23 protein-coding genes are annotated in these 24,677 nt (G+C 45.4%); 18 read left to right on the top strand and 5 right to left on the bottom strand.

The features are described 5' to 3' along the window. The first annotated feature begins 13 nt into the window (after positions 1 to 13). The 12 genes from AC4MRV_RS14195 (at position 14) to AC4MRV_RS14140 (ending at position 12,493) form a co-directional block, all read left to right on the top strand. Positions 14 to 523, top strand: coding sequence for an OmpH family outer membrane protein (locus AC4MRV_RS14195; RefSeq protein WP_491187985.1), 510 nt, complete (start codon positions 14 to 16; stop codon positions 521 to 523). 6 nt (positions 524 to 529) lie between these two features. Further along, positions 530 to 1,561, top strand: a complete 1,032-nt coding sequence (gene lpxD, locus AC4MRV_RS14190) for a UDP-3-O-(3-hydroxymyristoyl)glucosamine N-acyltransferase (protein WP_491187984.1) — start codon at positions 530 to 532, stop codon at positions 1,559 to 1,561. A gap of 97 nt (positions 1,562 to 1,658) precedes the next feature. Continuing rightward, on the top strand, positions 1,659 to 2,111 hold the full coding sequence (gene fabZ / locus AC4MRV_RS14185) for a 3-hydroxyacyl-ACP dehydratase FabZ (protein WP_162596548.1): 453 nt from the start codon (positions 1,659 to 1,661) through the stop codon (positions 2,109 to 2,111). 1 nt (position 2,112) lies between these two features. Further along, positions 2,113 to 2,901: an acyl-ACP--UDP-N-acetylglucosamine O-acyltransferase gene (lpxA, locus tag AC4MRV_RS14180; protein ID WP_491187983.1), complete on the top strand. Its 789-nt coding sequence runs from the start codon at positions 2,113 to 2,115 to the stop codon at positions 2,899 to 2,901. Positions 2,902 to 2,974: 73 nt separating this feature from the next. Continuing rightward, positions 2,975 to 4,117 carry a lipid-A-disaccharide synthase gene (lpxB, locus tag AC4MRV_RS14175; protein WP_491187982.1) on the top strand — a complete coding sequence of 381 codons (1,143 nt, stop codon included), beginning with the start codon at positions 2,975 to 2,977 and terminating at the stop codon, positions 4,115 to 4,117. A 2-nt stretch (positions 4,118 to 4,119) separates the two neighbouring features. Next, positions 4,120 to 4,740: a ribonuclease HII gene (rnhB, locus tag AC4MRV_RS14170; RefSeq protein WP_491187993.1), complete on the top strand. Its 621-nt coding sequence runs from the start codon at positions 4,120 to 4,122 to the stop codon at positions 4,738 to 4,740. Between the two features lie 91 nt (positions 4,741 to 4,831). Further along, positions 4,832 to 8,311 (top strand): DNA polymerase III subunit alpha, encoded by a 3,480-nt coding sequence (dnaE, locus tag AC4MRV_RS14165; RefSeq protein ID WP_491187981.1) that lies wholly within the window; start codon positions 4,832 to 4,834, stop codon positions 8,309 to 8,311. A 35-nt stretch (positions 8,312 to 8,346) separates the two neighbouring features. After that, positions 8,347 to 9,306 (top strand): acetyl-CoA carboxylase carboxyl transferase subunit alpha, encoded by a 960-nt coding sequence (accA, locus tag AC4MRV_RS14160; protein WP_491187980.1) that lies wholly within the window; start codon positions 8,347 to 8,349, stop codon positions 9,304 to 9,306. 95 nt (positions 9,307 to 9,401) lie between these two features. After that, positions 9,402 to 10,706, top strand: coding sequence for a tRNA lysidine(34) synthetase TilS (tilS, locus tag AC4MRV_RS14155; protein WP_491187979.1), 1,305 nt, complete (start codon positions 9,402 to 9,404; stop codon positions 10,704 to 10,706). Between the two features lie 66 nt (positions 10,707 to 10,772). Further along, a complete protein-coding gene (locus tag AC4MRV_RS14150; protein ID WP_491187978.1) occupies positions 10,773 to 11,087 on the top strand; it encodes a c-type cytochrome in 315 nt (104 codons plus the stop codon). 105 nt (positions 11,088 to 11,192) lie between these two features. Continuing rightward, positions 11,193 to 11,531, top strand: coding sequence for a nitrogen regulatory protein P-II (glnB, locus tag AC4MRV_RS14145; RefSeq protein WP_006957894.1), 339 nt, complete (start codon positions 11,193 to 11,195; stop codon positions 11,529 to 11,531). Between the two features lie 92 nt (positions 11,532 to 11,623). Then, positions 11,624 to 12,493 (top strand): endonuclease/exonuclease/phosphatase family protein, encoded by an 870-nt coding sequence (locus AC4MRV_RS14140; protein WP_491187977.1) that lies wholly within the window; start codon positions 11,624 to 11,626, stop codon positions 12,491 to 12,493. Here AC4MRV_RS14140 and AC4MRV_RS14135 read toward each other — a convergent pair. From AC4MRV_RS14135 to gloB, 3 genes are all read right to left on the bottom strand, one after another. Further along, the gene (locus AC4MRV_RS14135) at positions 12,461 to 13,147 is read right to left on the bottom strand and encodes a YIP1 family protein (protein ID WP_491187976.1); all 687 of its coding nucleotides are present in this window, start codon (positions 13,145 to 13,147) and stop codon (positions 12,461 to 12,463) included. The genes AC4MRV_RS14140 and AC4MRV_RS14135 overlap by 33 nt on opposite strands. Then, positions 13,144 to 14,709, bottom strand: a complete 1,566-nt coding sequence (locus AC4MRV_RS14130) for a lytic transglycosylase (protein ID WP_491187975.1) — start codon at positions 14,707 to 14,709, stop codon at positions 13,144 to 13,146. The genes AC4MRV_RS14135 and AC4MRV_RS14130 overlap by 4 nt, the downstream gene beginning before the upstream one ends. A 70-nt stretch (positions 14,710 to 14,779) precedes the next feature. Continuing rightward, on the bottom strand, positions 14,780 to 15,538 hold the full coding sequence (gene gloB / locus AC4MRV_RS14125) for a hydroxyacylglutathione hydrolase (protein WP_491187974.1): 759 nt from the start codon (positions 15,536 to 15,538) through the stop codon (positions 14,780 to 14,782). Between the two features lie 29 nt (positions 15,539 to 15,567). Between gloB and AC4MRV_RS14120 the strand changes: the two genes are divergently transcribed. After that, on the top strand, positions 15,568 to 16,305 hold the full coding sequence (locus AC4MRV_RS14120; protein WP_491187973.1) for a methyltransferase domain-containing protein: 738 nt from the start codon (positions 15,568 to 15,570) through the stop codon (positions 16,303 to 16,305). On the opposite strand, the gene rnhA is transcribed toward AC4MRV_RS14120, so the two are convergent. Further along, positions 16,302 to 16,766, bottom strand: a complete 465-nt coding sequence (gene rnhA / locus AC4MRV_RS14115) for a ribonuclease HI (protein ID WP_491187972.1) — start codon at positions 16,764 to 16,766, stop codon at positions 16,302 to 16,304. The two genes, AC4MRV_RS14120 and rnhA, sit on opposite strands and share 4 nt — an antisense overlap. A gap of 56 nt (positions 16,767 to 16,822) precedes the next feature. Between rnhA and dnaQ the strand changes: the two genes are divergently transcribed. The 4 genes from dnaQ (at position 16,823) to AC4MRV_RS14095 (ending at position 21,199) form a co-directional block, all read left to right on the top strand. Beyond that, positions 16,823 to 17,563 (top strand): DNA polymerase III subunit epsilon, encoded by a 741-nt coding sequence (gene dnaQ / locus AC4MRV_RS14110; protein ID WP_491187971.1) that lies wholly within the window; start codon positions 16,823 to 16,825, stop codon positions 17,561 to 17,563. Between the two features lie 8 nt (positions 17,564 to 17,571). Continuing rightward, positions 17,572 to 18,822, top strand: a complete 1,251-nt coding sequence (locus AC4MRV_RS14105; RefSeq protein ID WP_491187970.1) for a TIGR03503 family protein — start codon at positions 17,572 to 17,574, stop codon at positions 18,820 to 18,822. 209 nt (positions 18,823 to 19,031) lie between these two features. Continuing rightward, on the top strand, positions 19,032 to 20,687 hold the full coding sequence (locus tag AC4MRV_RS14100) for an Lcl C-terminal domain-containing protein (protein WP_491187969.1): 1,656 nt from the start codon (positions 19,032 to 19,034) through the stop codon (positions 20,685 to 20,687). Next, on the top strand, positions 20,687 to 21,199 hold the full coding sequence (locus AC4MRV_RS14095) for an Lcl C-terminal domain-containing protein (protein WP_491187968.1): 513 nt from the start codon (positions 20,687 to 20,689) through the stop codon (positions 21,197 to 21,199). Before AC4MRV_RS14100 ends, AC4MRV_RS14095 begins: the two co-directional genes overlap by 1 nt. 60 nt (positions 21,200 to 21,259) lie before the next feature. Here AC4MRV_RS14095 and fadE read toward each other — a convergent pair whose 3' ends face one another. After that, positions 21,260 to 23,713, bottom strand: a complete 2,454-nt coding sequence (gene fadE / locus AC4MRV_RS14090; protein ID WP_491187967.1) for an acyl-CoA dehydrogenase FadE — start codon at positions 23,711 to 23,713, stop codon at positions 21,260 to 21,262. A gap of 307 nt (positions 23,714 to 24,020) precedes the next feature. Between fadE and lpcA the strand changes: the two genes are divergently transcribed. Then, positions 24,021 to 24,602, top strand: coding sequence for a D-sedoheptulose 7-phosphate isomerase (gene lpcA / locus AC4MRV_RS14085; RefSeq protein ID WP_491187966.1), 582 nt, complete (start codon positions 24,021 to 24,023; stop codon positions 24,600 to 24,602). Positions 24,603 to 24,677 lie beyond the last annotated feature (75 nt).

The following is a 24,677-nucleotide window of genomic DNA, read 5'->3' as shown; positions in this document are numbered from 1 at the left end:
AAGGAAATTAAAAGTGAATAAAACAATTAAAGCGGCTGGTATCGGCCTTTTAGTAATGACGTCTTCTTTATTTGCTCATGCGGCAGAAGCTGCGCAAAAAGTTGGCTACGTAAACACTGCCCAAGTGTTCCAAGCGCTTCCACAACGTGAAGTTGTTCTGCAAAAAATGCAGGAAGAGTTCAAAGACAAAGCGGATGAACTAAAGTCAATCCAAGCGCAGGCGAAAACCAAGATTGAAAAGCTAAAGCGTGACGGTGAATTGTTAGGTCAAGACGAAGTAGAGAAACTACGTATTGAGATTGGTCAGCTAGATAGCAAGTACAAGATCAAAGCGCAAGCTTTAGAGCAAGCTTCTGCACGTCGTGAAGCTCAAGAGAAGCAAAAGCTATTCAAAGTCATTCAAGATGCAGTAGCGAAAGTTGCTAAGAAAGAAGGCTACGACATCATTGTTGATATTCAGACAATGCAATATGGCAAACCTGAGTACAACATTTCAGAAAAAGTAATCAAACAACTAAAATAATCGTTTATGACAGCAATCTCTTTAGCCGAATTGGCAACTATTACTGGGGGAGAGCTACATGGTGACGCTGATGCAGTCGTTACTATGGTAGCACCAATGGATAAAGCACAGGAAGGTGATGTAACTTTCTTGTCTAATCCAAAATACGCGAAGCATCTTGCGGACTGCCAAGCGACAGTCGTGATGGTCAAGGAAGCTCAACGTGAAGCCTGTAAAGGCAACGTACTTGTGGTCACAGACCCTTATGTTGCGTTTGCTAAAGTGGCTCAAGCACTTGATACGACACCACCTCCTGCTCACTCTATTGCTCCTTCTGCTGTTGTGGCAGAAGACGTAAAGTTGGGTGAGAATGTATCAATTGGTGCTAACGCAGTTGTCGAATCGGGTGCTGAGCTGGGAGATAACGCTGTTATTGGAGCAGGTTGTTTTATTGGTAAAAATGCTAAAATCGGTGCGAACACTAAGTTGTGGTCAAATGTCAGTATTTACCATGAAGTAGTGCTAGGTGAACACTGTTTAGTTCAAGCGAATACTGTAATCGGCTCCGACGGTTTTGGTTATGCCAATGAAAAAGGTGAGTGGATCAAAATCCCTCAGCTTGGCACTGTTGTCATTGGTAATAGAGTTGAGATTGGCTCTTGTACCACGATTGATCGCGGTGCATTAGAAGACACCATTATCGAAGATAATGTCATTCTCGATAATCAGCTTCAGATCGCTCACAACGTACAGATCGGATATGGTACAGCTATGGCTGGTGGTACGATTGTTGCTGGCAGTACCAAGATCGGTAAATACTGTATTATCGGTGGTGGTACCGTGATCAACGGGCATATCGAAATCGTTGATGGCGTTACAATCACAGGTATGGGTATGGTAATGCGCGGTATTTCTGAGAAGGGTATGTACTCTTCAGGTATCCCATTACAGCCAAACAAAGAGTGGCGTAAAACAGCAACCCGTGTACATCGTATTGATGACATGAACAAGCGTTTGAAAGCGGTTGAGAAGCTGTTAGAGCAGAACGAAGAATCTTGATTCCAATTCTGATCAAAAAGGCTCGCGAATTGCGAGTCTTTTTCGTCTATAATGCCAGCCAGAAAACATATTTAGCATTTGATATAGGAATATGACTTTGACTACTGAAAAGAAAACGATGGACATCACTGAAATTCAGGAACTGTTACCACATCGCTACCCATTCTTACTGATTGACCGCGTGACAGACTATCAAGAAGAGAAGTACTTGACCGCGCTTAAAAACGTTTCAGTGAATGAGCCTCAGTTTACAGGTCATTTCCCTCAACTACCTGTATTCCCAGGTGTACTGATTCTTGAAGCAATGGCACAAGCAACAGGCCTACTAGCGTTTAAATCGTTCGGTGCACCATCAGAAAATGAACTGTACTATTTCGCAAGTGTTGATAAAGCAAAGTTCCGCAAGCCTGTAGTGCCTGGTGATCAACTGATCATTGAAGTAGAGTTTGTAAAAGAGCGTCGCGGTATTGCTGCATTTAACGGTGTAGCAAAAGTGGACGGTGAAGTTGTGTGTTCAGCTGAACTGAAATGTGCTCGTCGAGAGTTTTAATATGATTCATGAAACGGCTCAAATCCACCCTTCGGTAGTGATTGAAGGGGATGTGACAATTGCAGCGAACGTGACTGTCGGTCCGTTCACTTACATCTCAGGTAAAATTGAGATTGGTGAGGGCACAGAAATAATGTCGCACGTTGTTATCAAAGGTCATACGACAATTGGTAAGGATAACCGTATTTTCCCTCATGCTGTGATTGGTGAAGAAAACCAAGATAAGAAGTATGGCGGTGAAGAGACGACAGTCGTGATTGGTGACCGAAATGTGATTCGTGAAGCGGTGCAAATTCACCGTGGCACGACACAAGATAAAGCAACGACAGTGATTGGTGATGATAACTTGCTATGTGTGAATGCACATATCGCGCACGATGTTATTGTTGGTAACCACACTCATGTTGGCAACAATGCGATTCTTGGCGGTCACGTAACAGTTGAAGATTACGCAGGTGTCATGGCTTTGTCTGCGATCCATCCTTTCTGTAAAGTCGGTGCGTACAGTTACATCGGTGGTTGTTCTGCTGTTGTTAAAGATGTGCCTCCTTATGTACTAGCACAAGGCAACCATGCGACGCCGTTTGGTTTGAACTTAGTCGGCTTACAGCGTAATGGCTTCGAAAAAGCGGAACTTCGCGCATTGCGTAACGCTTACAAAGAGTTTTATCGTTCTGGCAAGACTCAGGCAGAAGCCAAAGAAGTGTTGGAAGAGATGGCGCAAGAGTGGCCATCAATCAAGCATTTCATTGAGTTTGTGGAAACTTCAGAGCGTGGCGTTATTCGCTAAGCATCGTCATGATTGATTAACAAAAGATCGCAGCCTCAGGTTGCGGTCTTTTTGTGTTTATATAGTGAGCAAAATGGAAAGACCACTCAGAGTTGGAATCGTTGTTGGTGAGTTGTCAGGTGATACGCTTGGCGAAGGTTTTATCAAGGCGATTAAGCAGCAATACCCGGATGCAGAGTTCGTTGGTATTGGTGGCCCAAAGATGAAAGCCCTTGGCTGTGAGTCTTTGTTTGATATGGAAGAGCTTGCGGTAATGGGCCTTGTGGAAGTACTAGGTCGACTTCCGCGTTTGCTGAAAGTTAAAGCGCAATTGGTGAAGTATTTTACTGATAATCCACCCGATGTATTTGTCGGTATTGATGCGCCGGACTTCAATTTGCGTTTGGAGCTCGACCTCAAGCAAGCGGGCATCAAAACTGTGCATTACGTGAGCCCTTCGGTATGGGCTTGGCGTCAAAAGCGGATCTTCAAAATTGAGGCGGCGACCAACTTAGTATTGGCTTTCCTTCCATTTGAAAAAGCGTTTTACGATAAGTTTAATGTGCCTTGTGAGTTTATTGGTCATACGTTGGCTGACGCAATTCCTTTAGTGTCTGAAAAAGCACCTGCACGTGAACTTCTTGGGTTAGAGCAAAATAAGCAGTGGTTAGCAGTATTACCTGGTAGTCGAGGTAGTGAGCTAAAAATGCTATCTCAACCATTTATTGAAACGTGTAAGCGCCTACATCAAACTCATCCTGATTTGGGCTTTGTTGTTGCCTTAGTCAATCAAAAACGTCGCGAGCAATTTGAGCAGGCTTGGCAAGAGTTTGCTCCGGAACTCGATTTTCAACTGGTCGATGATACCGCGCGCAATGTCATAACAGCCTCTGATGCAGTATTGCTAGCATCGGGGACGGTTGCACTTGAGTGCATGTTGATCAAGCGTCCGATGGTAGTGGGCTATAAGGTGAATGCAATTACTGCGTTTATCGCTCGTCGCTTAGTAAAAACAGATTACGTTTCTCTGCCCAACATTCTTGCAGAACAAGAGATCGTAAAAGAATTCTTGCTAGAGGAATGTACACCCGACAATTTAGCGCCGGAAGTGGAACGCTTGTTAGGGAGTGATGGTCAACAGATGATAGGTAAATTTACTGAGATGCATCATTGGATTCGTAAAGATGCGGATACCCAAGCTGCAAATGCAGTGCTGGCATTAATTGGTAAGAAATAGAAATTATGGCAAAAGAAAAACAAGAGCTTCCTGTATTTGAATATCCACAAGGGTATCAGTATGTGGCAGGGGTGGATGAAGTAGGCCGAGGCCCACTCGTTGGGGATGTCGTGACGGCGGCAGTGATCTTGGACCCAAATAATCCCATTGAGGGCTTAAATGACTCAAAAAAGTTGTCTGAAAAAAAACGCTTAGCCCTATTGCCAGAAATTAAAGAAAAAGCACTCGCTTGGTCTGTTGGGCGCTGCAGCCCCGCAGAGATCGATGAACTGAATATATTGCAAGCAACCATGGTCGCGATGCAAAGAGCGATTAACGGTCTTGCTATTAAGCCAGATCTCGCTTTGATTGATGGCAACCGATGCCCAGAGTTAACAATGGACTCACAGGCGGTAGTAAAGGGAGACTTGCGCGTAGCAGAGATCAGTGCCGCTTCCATTATTGCAAAAGTTGTTAGAGACCAAGAGATGGAAGATTTGGATAAGCTGTATCCGCAGTTTGGCTTTGCGAAACATAAAGGTTATCCAACAAAAGCGCATTTTGAAGCGATTGAAGCGCATGGGGTGATTGACCAGCACCGTAAAAGTTTCAAACCAGTGAAAAAAGCTCTGGGTTTAGATTAGAAACCCACTAATTATGGGGTATATTCACGTTTTACTATCACGTAAAATACCCTAATTCCTTTCCGATTAAGTACTATTTGCGGAACTATTCATGTCAGATCCTAAGTTTGTCCACCTTCGAGTTCACAGTGACTTCTCCATGGTCGATGGCCTGTCCAAAGTACCACCTTTGGTCAAGAAAGTGGCGGAAATGGGAATGCCCGCAATGGCGCTTACCGACTTCACTAACTTATGTGGCCTAGTGAAGTTTTATGGCACAGCTCACGGATGTGGTATCAAGCCGATTATTGGTGCTGATTTCGCTATGCAGTCGCCAGAGTTTGGTGATGAGCTGACAAAGTTAACCGTTCTTGCAGCAGATAATGTTGGCTATAAGAATCTCACATTATTGATTTCCAAAGCATACCTTCGTGGCCATGTTCAACATCAACCTGTAATTGATAAAGAATGGCTGATCGAGTTATCAGAAGGTCTGATTGTTCTCTCTGGTGGTAAAAGTGGCGAAATCGGCAAAGCGCTCCTTAAAGGTAACCAAAAAGTTGCTCAAGACTGTGCGCAGTTTTATCAAACTCACTTTACCGATCGTTTCTATCTCGAATTGACACGTACTGGACGAGCTGATGAAGAAAGCTATTTGCACTTTGCGTTAGAGTTCGCCGACCAAGTTGAATTACCGGTTGTCGCGACGAATGATGTGGTTATTTTGGATGAGTCTTTGTTTGATGCTCACGAAATTCGTGTGGCGATTCATGATGGTTATACGTTAGAAGATCCTCGCCGTCCAAAACACTACAGCTCTCAGCAATATCTGCGTAGTGAAGAAGAAATGTGTGCGCTATTTGCTGACATTCCTGAAGCTCTAGAAAACAGTGTCGAGATTGCTAAGCGTTGTAACGTTACTGTTCGCCTTGGAGAATATTTCCTACCTGCTTTCCCAACGGAAGGAATGGAAGAAACTGAATTCCTCGTTATGAAATCGGAAGAAGGTTTAGAAGAGCGTCTTGAGTTTCTTTTCCCCGATGCAAAAGTGCGTGCAGAGCGACGTCCGGAATACGACGAACGTTTAAAAATTGAACTTGAAGTAATCAACAATATGGGGTTCCCAGGTTACTTCTTGATCGTAATGGAGTTTATCCAGTGGTCAAAAGATAATGATATTCCAGTAGGTCCAGGTCGTGGTTCTGGTGCTGGTTCATTAGTGGCCTATGCGCTGAAAATTACCGACCTTGATCCACTAGAATATGACTTACTATTCGAACGTTTCTTAAACCCAGAACGTGTATCCATGCCCGATTTCGACGTCGACTTTTGTATGGATAAGCGTGACCAAGTTATTGATCACGTGGCGGAAATGTATGGCCGAGATGCGGTATCTCAGATTATTACCTTTGGTACCATGGCGGCGAAAGCAGTTATTCGCGATGTGGGTCGTGTATTGGGCCATCCATTTGGTTTTGTTGACCGTATTTCGAAGCTTGTGCCACCAGACCCTGGTATGACGCTAGAAAAAGCGTTCAAAGCTGAACCGGCATTACCAGAATTGTATGATGCAGACGAAGAAGTCAAAGAACTGATCGATATGTGTCGTATCCTTGAGGGGTGTACTCGTAACGCGGGTAAACACGCGGGTGGTGTTGTTATATCACCAACTACGATTACTGACTTTGCCCCGATTTATGCTGATGCGGAAGGCCACTTCCCAGTTACACAATTTGATAAAAACGATGTAGAAACTGCCGGTCTAGTTAAGTTTGACTTCTTGGGGTTACGTACCCTCACCATCATTGATTGGGCGCTAGGTTTGATTAACCCTCGCTTAGCGAAAGAGGGCAAAGATCTAGTTGCGATCGAGTCGATTCCACTGGACGACCAAGCGTCGTTTAACTTGCTACAAAACTCTGAAACTACTGCGGTGTTCCAGCTCGAATCGCGTGGTATGAAAGAACTGATCAAGCGCCTACAACCTGACTGTTTTGAAGATATTATCGCACTGGTAGCTTTGTTCCGTCCGGGTCCACTGCAATCGGGTATGGTAGATAACTTTATCGACCGTAAGCATGGAAGAGAAGCAATTTCCTACCCAGATGAAAAGTGGCAACACGAGTCATTGAAGGAGATTCTTGATCCAACCTACGGCATCATCTTATACCAAGAGCAGGTAATGCAGATTGCGCAGGTACTATCTGGCTATACGCTGGGTGGTGCAGATATGCTTCGTCGTGCGATGGGTAAGAAAAAACCTGAAGAGATGGCAAAACAGCGTGCCACGTTTGAAGATGGTGCGGTGAAAAACGGTGTCGACGGCGAGTTGGCAATGAAGATCTTCGACTTGGTTGAGAAATTTGCGGGCTACGGCTTTAACAAATCTCACTCAGCAGCATACGCCCTGGTTTCATACCAAACGTTGTGGCTGAAAACTCACTTCCCTGCAGAATTCATGGCAGCGGTAATGACCGCAGATATGGATAACACAGAAAAAGTGGTTGGCCTTGTGGACGAATGTCTGCGCATGAAACTGAAAGTGTTACCACCAGACATCAACTCAGGCTTGTATCGCTTCAACGTGGATGAAGATGGCGCGATTGTTTATGGCATAGGTGCGATTAAAGGTGTCGGCGAAGGCCCAATCGAAGCAATTTTAGAGTCGCGCAACAAAGATGGTCACTTTAAAGACTTGTTTGACTTTTGTGCTCGTATTGACCTGAAAAAGGTCAACAAACGAGTGATAGAGAAGCTTATCTATGCAGGGGCGTTGGATCGATTAGGCCCTCACCGAGCTGCGATGATGGCTTCCCTAGACGACGCAGTAAAGGCGGCGAGCCAACACCACCAAGCGGAAGCATTTGGACAGAGCGATTTATTTGGCGTGTTGACCGAAGCGCCAGAAGAAGTCGAGCATAAGTACACCAAAGTTGCTCCTTGGCCAGAGAAAGTTTGGCTTGAAGGGGAGCGGACAACATTAGGTCTTTATTTGACCGGGCACCCAATTAATGCCTATCTAAAGGAACTTGGTAAGTACACCAGTTGTCGACTAAAAGACGCCACACCAACTAGGCGCGACCAAAGTGTCACCGTTTCAGGTCTTGTCATTGCTGCCCGTGTCATGACGACTAAACGTGGAACACGAATTGGATTGATGACACTGGACGACCGAAGCGGACGTATGGAAGTGATGTTGTTCTCAGATGCGTTGGATAAATACGCTGAATTGTTAGAACAAGATAAAATTTTGGTGGTTTCTGGACAGGTCAGCTTTGATGATTTCAATGGTGGTCTTAAAATGTCCGTGCGCGAGGTTATGGATCTCGGCACCGCTCGCGAAAAATATGCTCGCGGGTTATCTGTATCGATTGAAGAATCTCAAATCGATGGCCAGTTTTTTGAGCGCTTTAGTCAAATACTAGAGCCTCATCGGGCAGGAACGGTTCCTGTCCATGTATACTACCAACGCTGCGATGCGCGTGCGCGTCTAACGTTAGGTACCGAGTGGCGAGTAACGCCAAGCGATGCATTATTAGATGATTTAAAACAACTACTTGGTAATGGCCAGGTAGAACTCGAATTTAACTAAATTTGGCACAAAGCCGAATCAGAAAGGATCTATAGATGAGCCTAAACTTTTTAGAATTTGAAAAGCCGATCGCAGAACTTGAAGCAAAGATTGAAGCACTACGTGATGTGTCTCGCCACGGCGGTGAGTCAGGTGTGGATCTAGATAAAGAGATCGAACAGCTAGAAAAGAAAAGCTTAGAGCTTAAGAAAAAGACCTTTAGCGATCTAGGGGCGTGGGAAACTGCTCAACTGGCGCGTCACCCACAACGCCCTTACACGCTGGACTACATCCAGCATGTATTTACAGAATTTGAAGAGCTAGCGGGTGACCGAGCGTTTGCTGATGATAAAGCGATCGTTGGTGGTATGGCTCGCCTTGATGGACGCCCGGTGATGATCATCGGTCACCAAAAAGGTCGTGAGACCAAAGAAAAAGTAAAACGTAACTTCGGTATGCCTAAACCAGAAGGTTACCGTAAGGCTCTACGTCTTATGGAAATGGCAGAGCGTTTTAACATGCCAATCATCACCTTCATTGATACAGCAGGTGCGTACCCTGGTGTAGGTGCTGAAGAGCGCGGCCAATCAGAAGCGATTGCGAAAAACCTAAAAGTGATGGCGGGTTTAAAAGTACCAGTGATTTGTAACGTTGTCGGTGAAGGCGGTTCAGGCGGTGCATTGGCTATCGGTGTTGGCGATTACGTGAACATGCTTCAGTACTCGACATACTCAGTAATCTCTCCAGAGGGCTGTGCATCGATTCTATGGCGTGATTCAGACAAGGCTCCACAAGCTGCTGACGCAATGGGCCTGACGGCACCTCGTTTGAAAGAGCTTGAGCTTATCGACGAAATCATTGAAGAGCCGTTAGGTGGTGCGCATCGCGACCACGTTCAAATGGCAGCGAACATGAAAGCAAACTTGTTGAAACAGCTCGACGAGTTGGCTCAGTTTGATAACGATTCCTTGCTAGAGCGTCGTTACCAGCGTCTAATGAGCTATGGCTACTGTTAATCTCTGGCAGGTTAATTCCTAAAGGTCGAACTTAGTTCGGCCTTTTTTATTGCCGATGATAAACTACTCGTCAAAGTCTTTTGGTAATGGCTCTCATGAATTTATATCAGCAGTTTACTTCAGTTATTGAAGATTACTTACTTCCCAGTAGCCGTATAGTGCTTGCGTTTAGTGGGGGAGTTGATTCGCGCGTATTGTTGTCTTTATTGGCTCAGTATCAGCAGCAAACAGGTCGTGAGTGTCTTACTGTTCATGTCCATCATGGATTGAGTATTAACGCCGATAATTGGGCTGAGAGGTGCAAATCTTGGGCTTTTGAGAGTGGTATTCCATTCGTAAAAGAGCAGGTACAGCTTGACCTTAAAGGGCAAAGTATAGAAGCGTGCGCTCGCGAAGCTCGTTACCAGGCTTTATCTCACCATGTGCAAGAAGGCGACATTCTCATCACAGGTCAGCACGCTGATGATCAGCTTGAGACTTTCCTATTAGCACTTAAACGCGGCAGCGGTCCGAAAGGTTTGGCTGCAATGGCGGAAAGTAAGCCATTTTCTCAAGGTCAGTTAGTCAGACCTCTTCTTCAGGCTAGGCGCTATGATATCGAGAGTTATGCTCATCAGCATGGATTGAGTTGGGTTGAAGATGAAAGCAATCAAGACATTCGCTTTGATCGGAATTATATCCGCCATCAAGTCTCTCCCGTACTCGAACAGCGTTGGCCGCACTTTTCTCAAGCCCTGCACCGTAGCGCTCAGCTATGTGCTGAACAAGAGCAGTTGCTAGATGAGCTATTAAGTGACAAGTTTTCTCAGGTTCTTAACTCAGATAACAGCTTATCAATCGAAGGTATGAGTGAGCTGAGCAGCTTAACGCGAGCTCGTTTAATTCGTATGTGGTTTGCGAATATGCAGCTACGAATGCCAAGTCGCGAACACTTAGAACAGATATGGACTCAAGTCGCGTTGGCTAAGCATGATGCCAACCCTGAGATAAACTTGGCGCCAGTGCAAGTACGCAGGTTTAATCAGAAACTGTACCTAGTACCTGAACAACAAGATATCAGTCAGTGGAAAAGCCAGATTGAACTGGGCAATCGAGTTGAATTGCCGGATCAGCTTGGACATTTGATATTAAGGTCCTCGAGCGACGGTGGGCTGTCATTGTCAGCTCTGGCAGCGGCTCCGCTAGCTGTCATTTTCAATCCGGAAGGCTTGGTTGCTCATCCCGCTCAACGAGGTCATAGCCGGAAACTGAAAAAGTTGTTTCAAGAATATCAAATCCCAAGTTGGCAGAGGAGGCGGATGCCTATCCTTATGTGTGGTGAGCAAGTCGCTGCAATAGCAGATTTATTTATTGATCATCAGTTTATAGGTCAAGACTGTGAACTTATCTGGGACAAGTAATCCAGGTTTGTGTAAAAATCGTATAGATAAAAACACACAGAAGAAGTGGACTTATAAGGAAGAGCAATGAAAAAAATCGCTATCGGATTGGTAATCGGAATGGGTTTAATGGCGGGCCAAGTAATGGCTGCTGGTGATGTAGCAGCAGGGCAAGCAAAGGCGGCAGTTTGTGCGGCTTGTCATGGCGCTGATGGTATCGCAATGATCCCAGGTTACCCAAACCTTAAAGGGCAAAACGAGCAATACCTGATTAGCTCAATCAACGCATATAAGAACAAAGAGCGTAACGGCGGCCTTGCGGCTGTCATGCAGGCACAAGCTGCGATGCTAAGCGATGCCGATATCGCAAACTTAGCGGCTTACTATGCAAGTTTGAAATAAGCCTTGTTTAAGTTGTATATTAGCCTGAGCTCTTATCGCTCGGGCTTTTTATTGCCTGATGAACGTGGGATAATGGGATAAATTGCTGAAGTTTAAGGGACGAACATGAAAAAAATTGAAGCCATCATCAAGCCATTTAAGTTAGATGATGTCCGTGAAGCGTTGGCTGAAGTTGGCATCACAGGTATGACAGTATCCGAAGTTAAAGGCTTTGGTCGTCAAAAAGGCCACACTGAGCTTTATCGTGGTGCTGAATATATGGTTGATTTTCTACCTAAAGTGAAGCTAGAAATCGTCGTTACTGACGATGTCGCTGAGCAGTGTGTCGATACCATTGTTGAAACGGCGCAAACGGGTAAGATTGGTGATGGTAAGATTTTCATTACGGATATTGAACGTATTGTGCGTATTCGTACAGGTGAAGAAGACGAAGACGCGATTTAACAGCGAACTTTCTGTCGGATTTTGACCTTGTTCGAAACCAATATAATCAAGGAAGAGCCGTCAGGCTCTTTTTTACTTTTAGGACGTCTACAATGAGAAAGAAGTGGCTTTTGGCGCTCCCCGTAGGGTTGGTATTGACTGGGGTAGTAAGTTACCAGGCAATATTTACGTTACCCAAACAGACCCAGCTTTCTTCTATTTCACAGGGTAATCTTGCACCTTCATTACAGTGTTACCGAAACCTGAAAGCAAAGCCCATCGATGAGAATGGTCAAATCAACTTACTGGTTTGGAACATCTATAAGCAAAATCGGAGCTCCTGGCAAACGGCATTAGAAACGCTGGTGGAAGATAAGCAGCTCGTCTTGCTACAAGAAGCAAGCATGACGCAAGAGCTTCAGCAGTGGATCAAAGACAATCAGTGGTTTGGCAGCCAAGTTGATGCTTTTAAAGCATTTGATACTACTGCCGGCGTATTGAATTTAAGTTATGATACTCCTGACCTTGCCTGCGCCTACACTGAGTTAGAGCCTTGGTTAAGGTTGCCTAAATCTGCTCTTTATGCCACTTATCCACTTTCTACAGGTGGTTCACTTGCGGTTGTTAATATTCATGCCGTCAACTTCACGTATGGTACCGAAGAGTATCAACGACAGTTAGATACTTTAGTCCATGAGCTGCTAGAGCACGATGGCCCCATTGTTGTTGCTGGTGACTTTAATAGTTGGAGTGAGGCTCGATTAAAAGTGATGAAGCAAGCGTTAAGAAAAGTAGGGCTGAAAGAGGTGATTTACCAAGTGGACTACCGAACTCAGTTTGTTACAGGTTTGCCGCTGGATCATGTTTTTTATCGCGATTTAGTGTTAGAAAAAGCGGAGGCGCCCATCACTGACGCCTCTGATCATAATCCTATTGAAGTGAGCTTTTCTCTAGAAAATGAGAATGTAGAGCGCCCAAATTAGGTAGTAAGCTAGCCAAGGAAGTGCTGAAATAACCAGTGCTTGACCGCGTTCAAACTCAGTCCAAGTACCTACCGCAGCATAACCCAAAGCGATATACCAAGGCAGAAGCAGTGGGAATGAACTCGCAAACTGAGACCACTCGTTAGTCAGTGGAAGTTTGAGTAGTCCGTTCAGGCTGTTTAGGTCCGCGGCATAGACCAATACCTGACCGTGCTTAAGTAAGACGCTAACGTAGCTTGCAAGGTCTCCGATGATGGCAGGGAAAGTGATGACGGCTGCTGCTGCAAACCATTTCCAGAAACCGTGCTGATGTTGGCTTGGCTTGGTCGCTAGATTGAACCAGAAGGCTAACATCAGTATTGTCAGCGTTCGGCCAAACACGTCACTAATGATTTCACTTGCCATTAAGGTGTTGGCATCGAGCAGCTCCAGTTGCTGGGGATTCGTTTCGGCCAATTGAGCGGTTAAAACTTCTTTCAACCAATCAAAGTTGACCAAATCAAAGTAAGCGCCCCAAAACAGAAATGGCGACAAAATAAGGAAAATATATGGCTGCCATCCCCATGCACCACGTTGGTATAGTGCTAGGAAACAAGCGCTAGGCGAGCGAAAAATATCGACTAGCATGATTAAAGGATTACTCGAGGGCGTCATACACTTACCTTAGTTACATCGACGTAGAGTTTGAGTTTTTGACCTGGCTTAAGGTATTTTTGTTTGCTCAGATCATTCCATTTTACGATATCACGTGACTTCACTTTAAACTTGCTAGCAATACCGCTTATCGTGTCACCCGAGCGCACGTTATAGAATACAGTGCGAATAATGGCACCGTCAGAACTGTTCTTCCAAATCACCAATTTTTGGCCAACACGTAATGTGTCTTTCGGTCCCATACCATTCCATTTAGCAAGAGATTTGTGTGAAACCTTGTTAGCTTTAGCGATGCTCCACAAGCTGTCTCCTGAACGAACAGTATGTGTTAGCTTAATTTGACCTCGGTTTTTTGACTGTGTTTTCTCAAGGCGGTTAGATGCTGTGAGCGCATAGACGTTTTCATCTTTCGCTGAAGCAGGAATCATCAAGTACTGGCCAGCGCGGATATTGCTGTTGTCCATACCGTTTGCACGTTGAATCACTTTCGTTGTCGTGTTGTAGCGGTTGGCTAATACACTGAGCGAGTCACCTGACTTCACTTTATAACGGACTAGCTTCATGCCTTTGCCGCGATTCTTCTCAACTTGGTACTGGAAGCTATCTTTTGCTTGAGTAGGGATCAGCAGTCGATGAGGCCCATCCGGAGCAGTAGACCATTGATTGTAGGCTGGATTGAGGCCTTGTAACTCTTTGACTGAGATACCGGCATAACGAGCTGCGATGGCTAGGTCGAGTTGCTCTCCAGGGTCAACAAGTGTGACGACAGGCTTGTTTGCTATTGCCGGGATCTCAATGCCGTATTTCTTTTGGTTAGCGATAATATCTGCTAGAGCGAGTAGTTTTGGTACATAACCGCTGGTTTCTTTTGGTAGATCTAGCGAGAAAAAGTCAATCGGCTTGCCTAACTTGTTGTTCTTACGAATAGCGCTCGACACTCGGCCACCACCACTGTTGTATGCGGCGATCGCGTGTGTCCATTCACCGTCAAAACGCTTATTCAAATAGGTGAGATAATCAAGAGCTGCGTCTGTCGCGGCGGGAACGTCGCGACGTCCGTCATACCAAAAGTTTTGCTCAAGGCCATACATTTTGCCTGTCGCGGGCACAAACTGCCATAAACCAGCGGCACTGCCATGCGAGTATGCAAATGCATCAAATGAACTTTCTACTACAGGAAGTAGAGCCAGTTCGAGTGGTAGATTACGCTCTTCAATTTTTTCCGTAATTAGGTAGAGGAAAGGCTCTGCTCGTTTAGATACCGTGCGAAGGTGACTCGGATGCTTTAAATACCAGGTACGGTAGTAATCTACGGTTTGATGATCTGGGATCGGCATCTCTAGCTGCATAGCAATACGTTGCCACACATCTTCTTGAGATTGAGGTGTAACGATTGGTTTCGGTTTTGCTATCGGCTTGGATGGCTGAGCGGTTGGCTCAGTCTTTTTTACCGCAGGTGGGTTGGAGGTTTCTGGTGATGAAGTATCACTAGAATCGGTTGGCTGAGTTAGCTGACATCCTGTAAGGAGCAAAGCCAAAACCCAGCTGTGTTTTAATCGCATTGCACAGCCCTTTTATAACTTGGCTGCTGATAATACTTGTCACTGACTGAAAGTGACAAGCATCAAATCGTTAAAATTCGTTCTTCCACTCACGTAATGCACTAAAAATGGCGAGTGAGTCGGTTTGTTTTGTTCTGTTTGCAACTGAGCGAATAACGGTTTGTTGATCAGTGCGTAAAAATGGGTTGATCCATTTTTCACGGCGGAGCGTCGTTGGCAAGGTTGGACGATTTTGCGCTCTTAGTCGGTTGACCTCGTCGCGATACTGCTGAAGTAGATCATTGTCTGGTTCAACGGCCAGTGCAAAAGCAAGATTACTGGCGGTGTATTCGTGTGCGCAATACACCTCCGTTTCTTCAGGGAGAGCCGCAATCTTGGTAAGTGACGTATGCATCTGCTCCATAGTGCCTTCAAACACGCGTCCGCAGCCTGCAGAGAACAACACGTCACCGCAAAACAGTTTACCATCTCCAACGTAACCGATGTGACCAAGTGTATGACCTTCAAGGCCAAGTACGAAAAAGATCTCGTCAAACAGTTCAATTTGATCGCCGCCTTCTACTGGATGGGTCAAGGTTGGAACTGGCTCGTTTGCTGGGCCTACGACATCAATGCCTGGGTATTGTCGGACTAACTCGGCAACGCCGCCAATATGGTCGTTGTGGTGGTGCGTAATCAGGATTGCATCTAAGCTTAGCTCGTGCTGCTTTAGATACTCTAGTACAGGTGTAGCGTCTCCTGGATCGACAACAGCACAACGCTGATCGCTATTTTGAATTAGCCAGATGTAATTATCATTAAATGCGGGTATGCTTTTGATCTCTAACATGGTTGTCTCCAGAGTGAAGCAGGTTATGTATGAAACCAGCACGTAGCAACAAAAAGCTAGCAAAGCCTCATTCATGGTCGCAGCTTAAAAACGGCCCATGGGTGAGCGAGTCTATTCAAACTCGCCTCGATGAGTGGTGCCCAAAACTGTTTGGCTACCATATGCTTAAGCTCGGTGGTCTCAGTTGCGAGTTAACCAGTTTTGCGTGCAACATTCAACATCAAGTCAATCTTGATATACAAAATCCATTGCATAATGTTATTGCTGATGGGTACGACTTACCCTTCTTTGAAAAAAGCTTTGATGCAGTCGTTATGGCTCACCAGCTTGATTACTGTAATGACCCCCATCGTATGCTCCGTGAAGTCGATCGAGTGATGATCGATGACGGCTATTTGATTATCACAGGCTTTAATCCGATTAGTTTTACTGGCTTAGCGAGTTTAATGCCGTGGCGCAGAAACAATTTGCCTTGGAGTGGGCGTATGTTTACTCCGAATCGAATAAAAGATTGGTTGAGTGTCTTGAATTACCAAGTGATCGAGTGTGATAGCTACGCATTATTTCCAATGCAGAAATATCGAACCATGTGGACTTGGCTTGAAAATAGCCTCGGTGACTGGGCCTCACCTATGGGCAGTTTGTATTTTATTGTGGCGCGTAAGAGAACCTATCCACTTAAACCGATTAAACCTCATTGGAAGCTGAAACGAAAATTGACGCCGGTGAGCGTCAATTACAAGGTCTCGAACAAGCAGCAACACTAGTTAGGAATGTAGCCGGTATCTTCTTCGGTTGGGTTTTCGGCTGCAGCACGAGCAAGCTCGTCACACATTTCGTTTTCTCTATGTCCAGCATGGCCTTTCACCCAGCGCCAATCTACCGTGTGGCGCTCAGTTTCCTGATCAAGCGCTTTCCAAAGGTCGGCGTTTTTAACTGGCTTTTTATCTGCGGTTTTCCAGCCACGTTTCTTCCAGTTATGAATCCACTGAGTAATCCCTTGACGAACGTATTGGCTGTCAGTGGTTAGAATGACGTCACACGGCTCTTTGAGCGCTTGTAGGGCAACAATCGTCGCTAACATTTCCATGCGGTTGTTGGTGGTTAGCGTGTAACCTTTGGCGAGCGTCTTCTCGGTTTGCTTGTAGCGCAATACGATTCCATAGCCGCCAGGCCCGGGATTGCCTAAGCAAGAACCGTCTGTGAAAATTTCCACCTGTTTCGTCATGATTTGATACTATTGGGTTAAGCACATTAATGGCATAGTCTGACACATATTTTGTTATGAATACCAGCAACAATTCTAATCAGCACCGCATCGTCGTACTCGATACCGAAACTACGGGTATGAACCAAGAGGGCGGTCCTCATTACCTTGGTCACCGAATTATTGAAATCGGTGCTGTTGAAATTATCAACCGTAAACTGACAGGGCGTCACTTTCACGTCTATATAAAACCTGATCGTGACATTCAGCCTGATGCGATACAGGTTCACGGTATTACCGATGAGTTCTTGGTCGACAAGCCTGAATATCAAGATGTTCATGCCGAGTTTCTAGAGTTTATTAAAGGTGCGGAGCTTGTTGCACATAACGCGCCCTTCGATACCGGCTTCATGGATTACGAGTTTGATATGCTCGATCCTGCGATTGGTAAAACCGACGATTATTGTAAGGTGACCGATACGCTTGCGATGGCGAAGAAAATCTTCCCGGGTAAGCGGAACAATCTTGACGTGCTCTGTGATCGTTACGGCATTGATAACTCGCATCGTACACTCCACGGGGCATTGCTCGATGCTGAGATTCTAGCGGATGTTTACTTGCTCATGACTGGTGGGCAAACCTCATTACAATTTAATGCTGGTAGCTCTGACGGTGATATGGGAGGCGAGTCAATAAAACGAGTCGCAAGTGGACGAAAAGCGCTAAAGGTTATCCGTGCAACTGCCGATGAATTAGAAGCGCATCAAAGTAGATTAGATATTGTCGAGAAGAGCGGAAGCTGCCTCTGGCGCCAATAGGAGAAAGGATGTTAAGGATTTGGTTAGTTGTACTCAGCTTGCTGCTGAGCTCGGTGAGTGTCGCTGCAAAAGAGTCATCAATGACCTTACTCGATAATCGTTTTCGAGTTGATCCTTCTATCCAGCAAATTACTTTTGTTATTTACCGGGCAGAAAACTCACAGCCGGTCGTATTGGTGCGCCCTGATGGTAAAAAATATTACGCGTGGCGCAGCCCAGATAATGTTCGTTGGTATCAAGAGTCATCAATGGACATTATTTCGATCGACAACCCAATGCCCGGTCCTTGGCAAGCGGTAGGTAAAGTTACCCCTAAGAACAAAATCAAGCTCATTTCTCACCTGGAATTGTCTTCCGATCAATTACCCAACCGATTGTATCAAGGCGAGTCGATAAAATTTACCGCTCGTCTGACGTCGGATAAGAAACCGTTAGTCCTTAGGGACTTTCTAGACAGAGTGAAACTAAAGGTGACATTCACTAAGTTTGTCGAAAATGAAGATACCTTGATCAAAGAGGCACGCCCGATTCCTGAAGTGATTGGTGAGTTTGCTGATGATGGTATGGAGTTGGATGAGGTATCTGGTGATGGCATTTTTACTGTTTCATTACCGATTTCTAGTGCGCCAGGTAAATATCGGGTGCGTATTACGTCTGGCAATGGCATTTTCCTCAGAGCTCAAGAGCAAGAAGTCTTGGTTTATCCGTCTCCGGTGCAAGTGACGTTTATTCAATCTCGCAGTGATCAAGAGATGCACAAAGTTGTGTTGTCGGGTGAGCAGGGGATGATTGAACCTGGATCGTTAGCCGCGATTGTTGAGCATATTGATCCACAAGAGCACCAAATTGATGTTCAAGGTTCAGCGGCTCAAGAAAGTAATAAGTTGGAACTGAAGATACCCTACAGTGATGCTTTGGGTAATTACTCATGGAGCGGACAGGCGTACGCCACAGAAATGGGTTCTGGCCGCCCGTTGGTTTTTCCTTTAAATGAGTACACTTACAGCTTGGTTGAAGAGCTGGATATTGCAGAAACCCGTCGATTGCAGGAAGAAGAGCGAATCAAGCAGCAGAAGTTGATGGAAGAGATGCGTTTACTTGAGTTGCGTGAAGAGAAGAAAACCCAAGGCATGATCATGATTGGTATTGGTAACGTCGTTGTGATTCTTTTTGCTCTCGTTGCGTGGTTTATTATTGGCAAACTCAGAGCGCGCAAGCAAGCAGTTCCAGAGATGCAATTAGAGATGCCTAAAAAGTAGTTATTACCTCACTTGCAGAGCCTGCATCACGTTAAATCCCCAAACTATTACTCATGGTTTGGGGATTTTTGTTTTTTCATCTACCAGTTAGGGGAATAAATGCAGATTTATAACTAATTTGCTCTAAAAACATAACGTTCGCCATACTTATACGAAAAGGTTTTTGATAGTATCTGCGTACACAAACAGCTTAGTGAATTAGGAAAGGAATGTATTGTCAAAACAATAGGTTGCCGATGAAGGGTGTGCTTGCATTCTTTATATCTCTTGCCTTAGCAGGCTGCCAGAGTGGCCATGAAGGAAGTGACGATGATACGAGCCCGGTTGAGCCGTCGCCACCAAACCCAACTAAAGTAGAAATTAGTCTTCCTAGCTCGGTCTCCCTTACTGAGCCGACATCGGGCTCTAGCACTGAATCCATCACGGTAACGTTATCGAGTGCCTTGAGCCAAGATCTGACTCTGTCTATCTCGACGAGTGACATTACCGCTCGAAGTGAGGGAGCTTTTAAAAACTACGATCCTATCTCATCACAAACTATCACACTCGCTGCGGGTGTAACCAGTTACGATTTGCCTATTAATCTTGTCCATAATCGTTTGTATGAAGGTGGCAAGCTTCTCAACTATGTGATTTCAGCGCCAAGCAGTGAAAGCTACTCGATTAGCAATTCTACTGCGCGAGTGACGATAGTCGATGGTGATAATGAGCCAACCGTGCGTTTTAGCGATGTGAGTAAAACGGTTGTAGAAGGTGATAGTGATACAAGTTATATCGAACTAAGTCATTACAGCTCACAAGAGGTGACGGTCAACCTTGAGCAGAGCGGGATAGCATCAAGCGATGATTTTACAAGCAGTTTATCTTCTCTTTCGCTAACCATTCCAGCAGAAACGCTCAATCACAGTATCGAAGTGTCGGCTAAGCAAGATGGCTTAACGGAAGGTGGAGAGTCTGTGATTTACACCATGGTGAGTAGTGGAAATACAAACATCGATCCGGCAGGCAGTACACTTTCTTTTTACATTCCAGGCGATAAAGAGATTAATGATACGGGCTTTTCGACCTACTCGAATGGCGCTGTGCATGATTTAACTACAGAGCCTAGTGGCTATCCTGATCAAGATGCGAGTTATGGTCTCGATCAGCAAGACGGTTCGGATCACTCTAACGGTGAGCATGGATTTGTGTTCACTAAACGCGACTATAGCGGCAATGTGCTGGCTAATAACGCAACTTCATGGGCATGTGTACGTGATGAACGGACTGGTATGTACATTGAAGCTAAGCAACAGCCGATTGATTTGCCTTCTCAATCAGATATCGATACTTGGTTGGAAGCGTATAGTGAAGATGCTGAAAACAACCCTTATCCATGGGAAGGTGAGTCTGGACAGTGGCGAAGTGCTGCCTATGTTTACACTTGGCATGATTCTCAGTCGAGTACCAATGGTGGTAACCTAGGCCATAAGAATGAAGAGTTACTGGCGGATGGCCCCATTTCTGCTCAATGTGCTTATTCTACCGAGTCTTCAGGTAATCGACGCTGTGATAGCGAGGCTTACCTCGCGAACCTCAACGCTTTTGCTATCTGCGGTATTACTGATTGGCGTTTGCCTTCTCCGGTAGAAGCTCGCTCTATCGTAAACTACAACGTGGGTATTGAAGACCCTACGACAGAGAATTACTTTCCTTATATGAAAGGTGCCAATGTTGGCGGCTCTGCGACGACAATCCTCACTCGCTCAAGTTCGGTAAATGGCAGTGGCAGTGCTTGGTGTATGGACACTCAGACGGGGCAGGTTAAATTGTGCAATAAAGGCACCTATCAAGGTGTGATAGCCGTGAGTGGAGGTAATGAATAATGAAACTCAAATATATTATGTTGGCGTCGTTATTGATTTCACCAGTAAGTATGGCTCAAACCTGTGTAGATAATCAGCCAGCTTCTCAAGCTGATGGGCAGTTTATTGACCGTCATGATGGAACGGTTTTGGATGTTGCAACGAATCTGCTTTGGCAAAAGTGTAATGTAGGTGAAAGCTATGACGTTGAGACGAATACATGTAGCGGTACTCCAACCAGTTTTGCTTCATGGGATTTAGCGTTGCAAAGTGATCAGGTGGGCATTGATGGCTTTCGATTACCTAATATTAAAGAGCTTGGTTCGATAGTTGACTACCGTTGTGCTCAACCGGCCATTAACCTGACATACTTCCCAACGACGACGAATACTCCTTACTGGACTAACACGCCAGACACCTCCGGGATCAATAGTACCTATAGTGCGCTCATTATTGATTTTACTGAAGGTCAAGAAGTGACAGCCAATAATAGTGGGTTGATGCTACTGCGACTGGTAAAGCCGTTTAATTAAGAGCTTGATATACGGGAAACAAAAAAAGGCCGCAATTGCGGCCTTTTCTTTTTATCTAGGTTAAGCAACTTCATCCATGTTTGGAAGCGTTGCTTCTAGTGGCTTTGCCGCCAGTTCCTGCGGGTCAAAGTCATCGACGTTAATGACATACAGGCGCTGCTGCTCTGCATCACGTAAGAGGTTCGCTTCGCTGTTATCAATTAATCCTTTCTCTAAACCGATGTCAGCAATGACATCCAAGCGTAGGAATGGTCGACGCTCTCCCAGTGCCTTACAAACTTTATCAAACATAGGCTCTGCCTCTAGAATCACACCCAACGCATGTTCAATCTTGCCTGCTGGGTTGAACTCACTCGCTGTTAGATATTGGTTGCGACCAATTCGAGATCGCGTTTCTGATGGGGTTTGTAGAATACGAGCGACTTGGCTGTCTAATTTATCACTTGGCGCTTTTCGTACGCGGCCAAATGGTAAGATCACAAGGCGCAGCGCTTTTCCTAGCCACTTGTTAGGGAAGTTCGCTAAGAACTCGTCAATGGCTAGTTCAGTCTGCTTTAAGCTGTCTTGCAGCCCCCAATGTACGAGTGGGAGGTCGTCGACGATACGGCCATCACTTTCGTAACGCTTTAGAGTCGCAGAGCTTAAGTAAAGCTGGCTTAAGATATCACCTAGTCGAGCAGATAAGCGCTCTTTGCGTTTCAGTGAACCACCTAAAACAGCCATCGAGATATCAGATAAGAAGGCAATATTGGCACTGTAACGGTTTAGCTGCTGGTAGTAGCGAGTTGTCACATCTTTCACTGGAGCTTCAGAACCTCGACCATCTGTTAGGCCTAACCAGAAACTGCGGACTAGGTTACTCATGGTGAAGCTTACGTGACCCGCTAATGCTTTATCGAATTTTTCAACAGCATCGCCAGCGTCTGAGTAAGCGGCATTCATTTCTTCTAAAACGTAAGGGTGACAACGAATCGCACCTTGACCGAAGATGATCATTGAACGAGTGAGAATGTTCGCACCTTCTACCGTTACAGCGATTGGGGCGCCTTGGTAACCACGGGCTAGGAAGTTAGAAGGGCCCAAACAGATACCTTTACCACCTACAATGTCCATCGCGTCGATGATGCTCTGCTGGCCGCGGTGCGTACAGTGGTATTTCACGATAGCTGAGATCACCGACGGTTTTTCACCCAGGTCGATACCTGCCACGGTTAGGTTGCTTGCTGCATCCATCACGTAAGCGTTACCACCTAGGCGTGCCAATGGCTCTTCAACCCCTTCCATATGGCCGATAGGTTGTTTGAACTGACGGCGAATACGAGAGTATGCTCCTGTCGCTAGCGCGGCAGTTTTAATACCACCCGTTGAGTTTGAAGGTAGCGTGATACCGCGTCCTACTGAGAGACACTCAACCAGCATACGCCAGCCTTGTCCTGCCATTTTCTCACCACCAATGATGAAGTCCATTGGAACAAAGATATCATTGCCGCGGGTCGGGCCATTTTGGAATGGAACATTGAGTGGGAAATGGCGGTTACCAATTTCCACACCGTCTAGGTCAGTTGGAATCAGCGCACAAGTAATACCAAGATCTTGCTTATCACCTAGTAGGCCGTCAGGGTCGCGAAGTTTAAAGGCTAGGCCAAGAACGGTCGCCACTGGTGCAAGGGTGATGTAACGCTTGTTCCAAGTGAGGCGCATACCAAGGACTTCTTCACCTTGCCACTCGCCTTTACATACCACGCCGTAATCTGGGATAGAACCCGCATCAGAGCCTGCTTCTGGGCTAGTGAGTGCAAAACATGGAATCTCTTTACCTTCAGCAAGGCGCGGCAGATAGTAGTCTTTTTGCTCTTCAGTACCGTAGTGCTGCAATAGCTCACCAGGACCTAAAGAGTTAGGTACACCAACCGTTGATGATAGAACGCCAGAAACGCCAGTTAGCTTCTGTAGAACCAAGGATTGAGCGTATGCTGAAAATTCCAGACCACCATATTTCTTTTTGATGATCATAGCGAAGAATTTATTGTCTTTTAGGTACTGCCATACTTCAGGTGGCAAGTCTGCAAGCTCATGGGTCACTTGATAGTCGTTGACCATGGCACACACTTCTTCAACTGGGCCATCTAAAAAGTCTTGCTCTTCTTTGCTCAATGTTGGGGCTTTGATTGCGTGTAATTTGTTCCAATCTGGTTTGCCTTTAAATAGGTCCGCTTCCCACCATACGGTGCCTGCATCTAGAGCTTCTTTTTCAGTTTGAGACATGGCCGGAAGCACTTTTTTGAATAGGCTAAGCGCTTTTTTGCTGATAAGAGATTGTCTAACTGACGGGATACCTAAAACGACAACTGCGGCTACATAGAGAAGCCAACTGATTGACCCCACACTACCAAGCCAAGATAGAGCAATCATAGTGGCAGTGAGAGCGATTACAGAAGTGACTAATGTGCTTCTTCGGTATAGGCAGGTCGCCAATACAACAGTGAAGCCGAGTATAGAGAGCAAGATGTCCATATTTTATTTTCCTTATTCGACGTACTCTCGACGATTTACGTCGCGAACTAGTAAGAGGTCGTACCAGTAAATTGTAATCAAAACATTAATAAAATGTAAAACCCGAAAGTGTTCAAAAAGTGATCTAAGTAGAGTGAAAATTCTAAAAATGCTTGGTGGTGCTGTTTTTATGAGCAATGTATTGCAATAAAGGTGGATTTGTTAACCGACAGCTATCGACACTAAGCCATGTTTGAGTAAACTCATCACATAAGCTTGGCGATGCATCGAGCACGCCTATTAACGAACAATAATTAGAGATAGCCCTATGTACCATGATCTGATTAAGAGCGAGTTGCTAGAAGCTGCTGACGTGTTAAATAAATTTTTGAGTGATGAGAACAATATTGCTCAGATTGAATCGGCTGCAAAAATGATCGCTGATTCGTTTAAGCAAGGCGGCAAAGTGCTTTCTTGCGGTAACGGTGGCTCTCACTGTGACTCCATGCACTTTGCTGAAGAACTAACAGGTCGTTATCGCGAAAACCGCCCTGGCTACCCTGGTATTGCTATCTCTGATCCTAGCCACCTTTCATGTGTGAGTAATGATTTTGGCTATGACCATGTTTTTTCTCGCTATGTAGAAGCGGTCGGCTCTAAAGGTGATGTGCTATTTGGTTTATCAACCTCTGGTAACTCGGCGAACATTTTGAAAGCAATTGAGGCAGCTCAAGCTAAAGGAATGAAGACGATTGCGTTGACGGGTAAAGATGGCGGCAAGATGGCTGGCCTAGCGGATATCGAAATTCGTGTACCGCATTTTGGTTATGCTGACCGTATCCAAGAGATCCATATTAAGATCATTCATATTGTTATTCAGCTTATCGAAAAGGAAATGGAAAACGCTTAATTACCGTTTTCTATCTTATAACTATGTGCGCTAGCAAACTTGCTAGCGCTTGTGTTATTTAATAACAAACCGCAC

The organism is Vibrio sp. (genome assembly GCF_984391705.1).
This window is presented reverse-complemented; position numbering and strand designations above follow the sequence as displayed.

Coding starts and splice junctions, on each gene's coding strand:
- lpxD (WP_491187984.1), top strand. CDS start 530: ATGACAGCAATCTCTTTAGCCGAATTGGCAACTATTACTGGGGGAGAG.
- lpxA (WP_491187983.1), top strand. CDS start 2,113: ATGATTCATGAAACGGCTCAAATCCACCCTTCGGTAGTGATTGAAGGG.
- lpxB (WP_491187982.1), top strand. CDS start 2,975: ATGGAAAGACCACTCAGAGTTGGAATCGTTGTTGGTGAGTTGTCAGGT.
- dnaE (WP_491187981.1), top strand. CDS start 4,832: ATGTCAGATCCTAAGTTTGTCCACCTTCGAGTTCACAGTGACTTCTCC.
- accA (WP_491187980.1), top strand. CDS start 8,347: ATGAGCCTAAACTTTTTAGAATTTGAAAAGCCGATCGCAGAACTTGAA.
- tilS (WP_491187979.1), top strand. CDS start 9,402: ATGAATTTATATCAGCAGTTTACTTCAGTTATTGAAGATTACTTACTT.
- AC4MRV_RS14150 (WP_491187978.1), top strand. CDS start 10,773: ATGAAAAAAATCGCTATCGGATTGGTAATCGGAATGGGTTTAATGGCG.
- glnB (WP_006957894.1), top strand. CDS start 11,193: ATGAAAAAAATTGAAGCCATCATCAAGCCATTTAAGTTAGATGATGTC.
- AC4MRV_RS14140 (WP_491187977.1), top strand. CDS start 11,624: ATGAGAAAGAAGTGGCTTTTGGCGCTCCCCGTAGGGTTGGTATTGACT.
- AC4MRV_RS14135 (WP_491187976.1), bottom strand. CDS start 13,147: ATGACGCCCTCGAGTAATCCTTTAATCATGCTAGTCGATATTTTTCGC.
- AC4MRV_RS14130 (WP_491187975.1), bottom strand. CDS start 14,709: ATGCGATTAAAACACAGCTGGGTTTTGGCTTTGCTCCTTACAGGATGT.
- gloB (WP_491187974.1), bottom strand. CDS start 15,538: ATGTTAGAGATCAAAAGCATACCCGCATTTAATGATAATTACATCTGG.
- AC4MRV_RS14120 (WP_491187973.1), top strand. CDS start 15,568: ATGAAACCAGCACGTAGCAACAAAAAGCTAGCAAAGCCTCATTCATGG.
- rnhA (WP_491187972.1), bottom strand. CDS start 16,766: ATGACGAAACAGGTGGAAATTTTCACAGACGGTTCTTGCTTAGGCAAT.
- dnaQ (WP_491187971.1), top strand. CDS start 16,823: ATGAATACCAGCAACAATTCTAATCAGCACCGCATCGTCGTACTCGAT.
- AC4MRV_RS14105 (WP_491187970.1), top strand. CDS start 17,572: ATGTTAAGGATTTGGTTAGTTGTACTCAGCTTGCTGCTGAGCTCGGTG.
- AC4MRV_RS14100 (WP_491187969.1), top strand. CDS start 19,032: ATGTATTGTCAAAACAATAGGTTGCCGATGAAGGGTGTGCTTGCATTC.
- AC4MRV_RS14095 (WP_491187968.1), top strand. CDS start 20,687: ATGAAACTCAAATATATTATGTTGGCGTCGTTATTGATTTCACCAGTA.
- fadE (WP_491187967.1), bottom strand. CDS start 23,713: ATGGACATCTTGCTCTCTATACTCGGCTTCACTGTTGTATTGGCGACC.
- lpcA (WP_491187966.1), top strand. CDS start 24,021: ATGTACCATGATCTGATTAAGAGCGAGTTGCTAGAAGCTGCTGACGTG.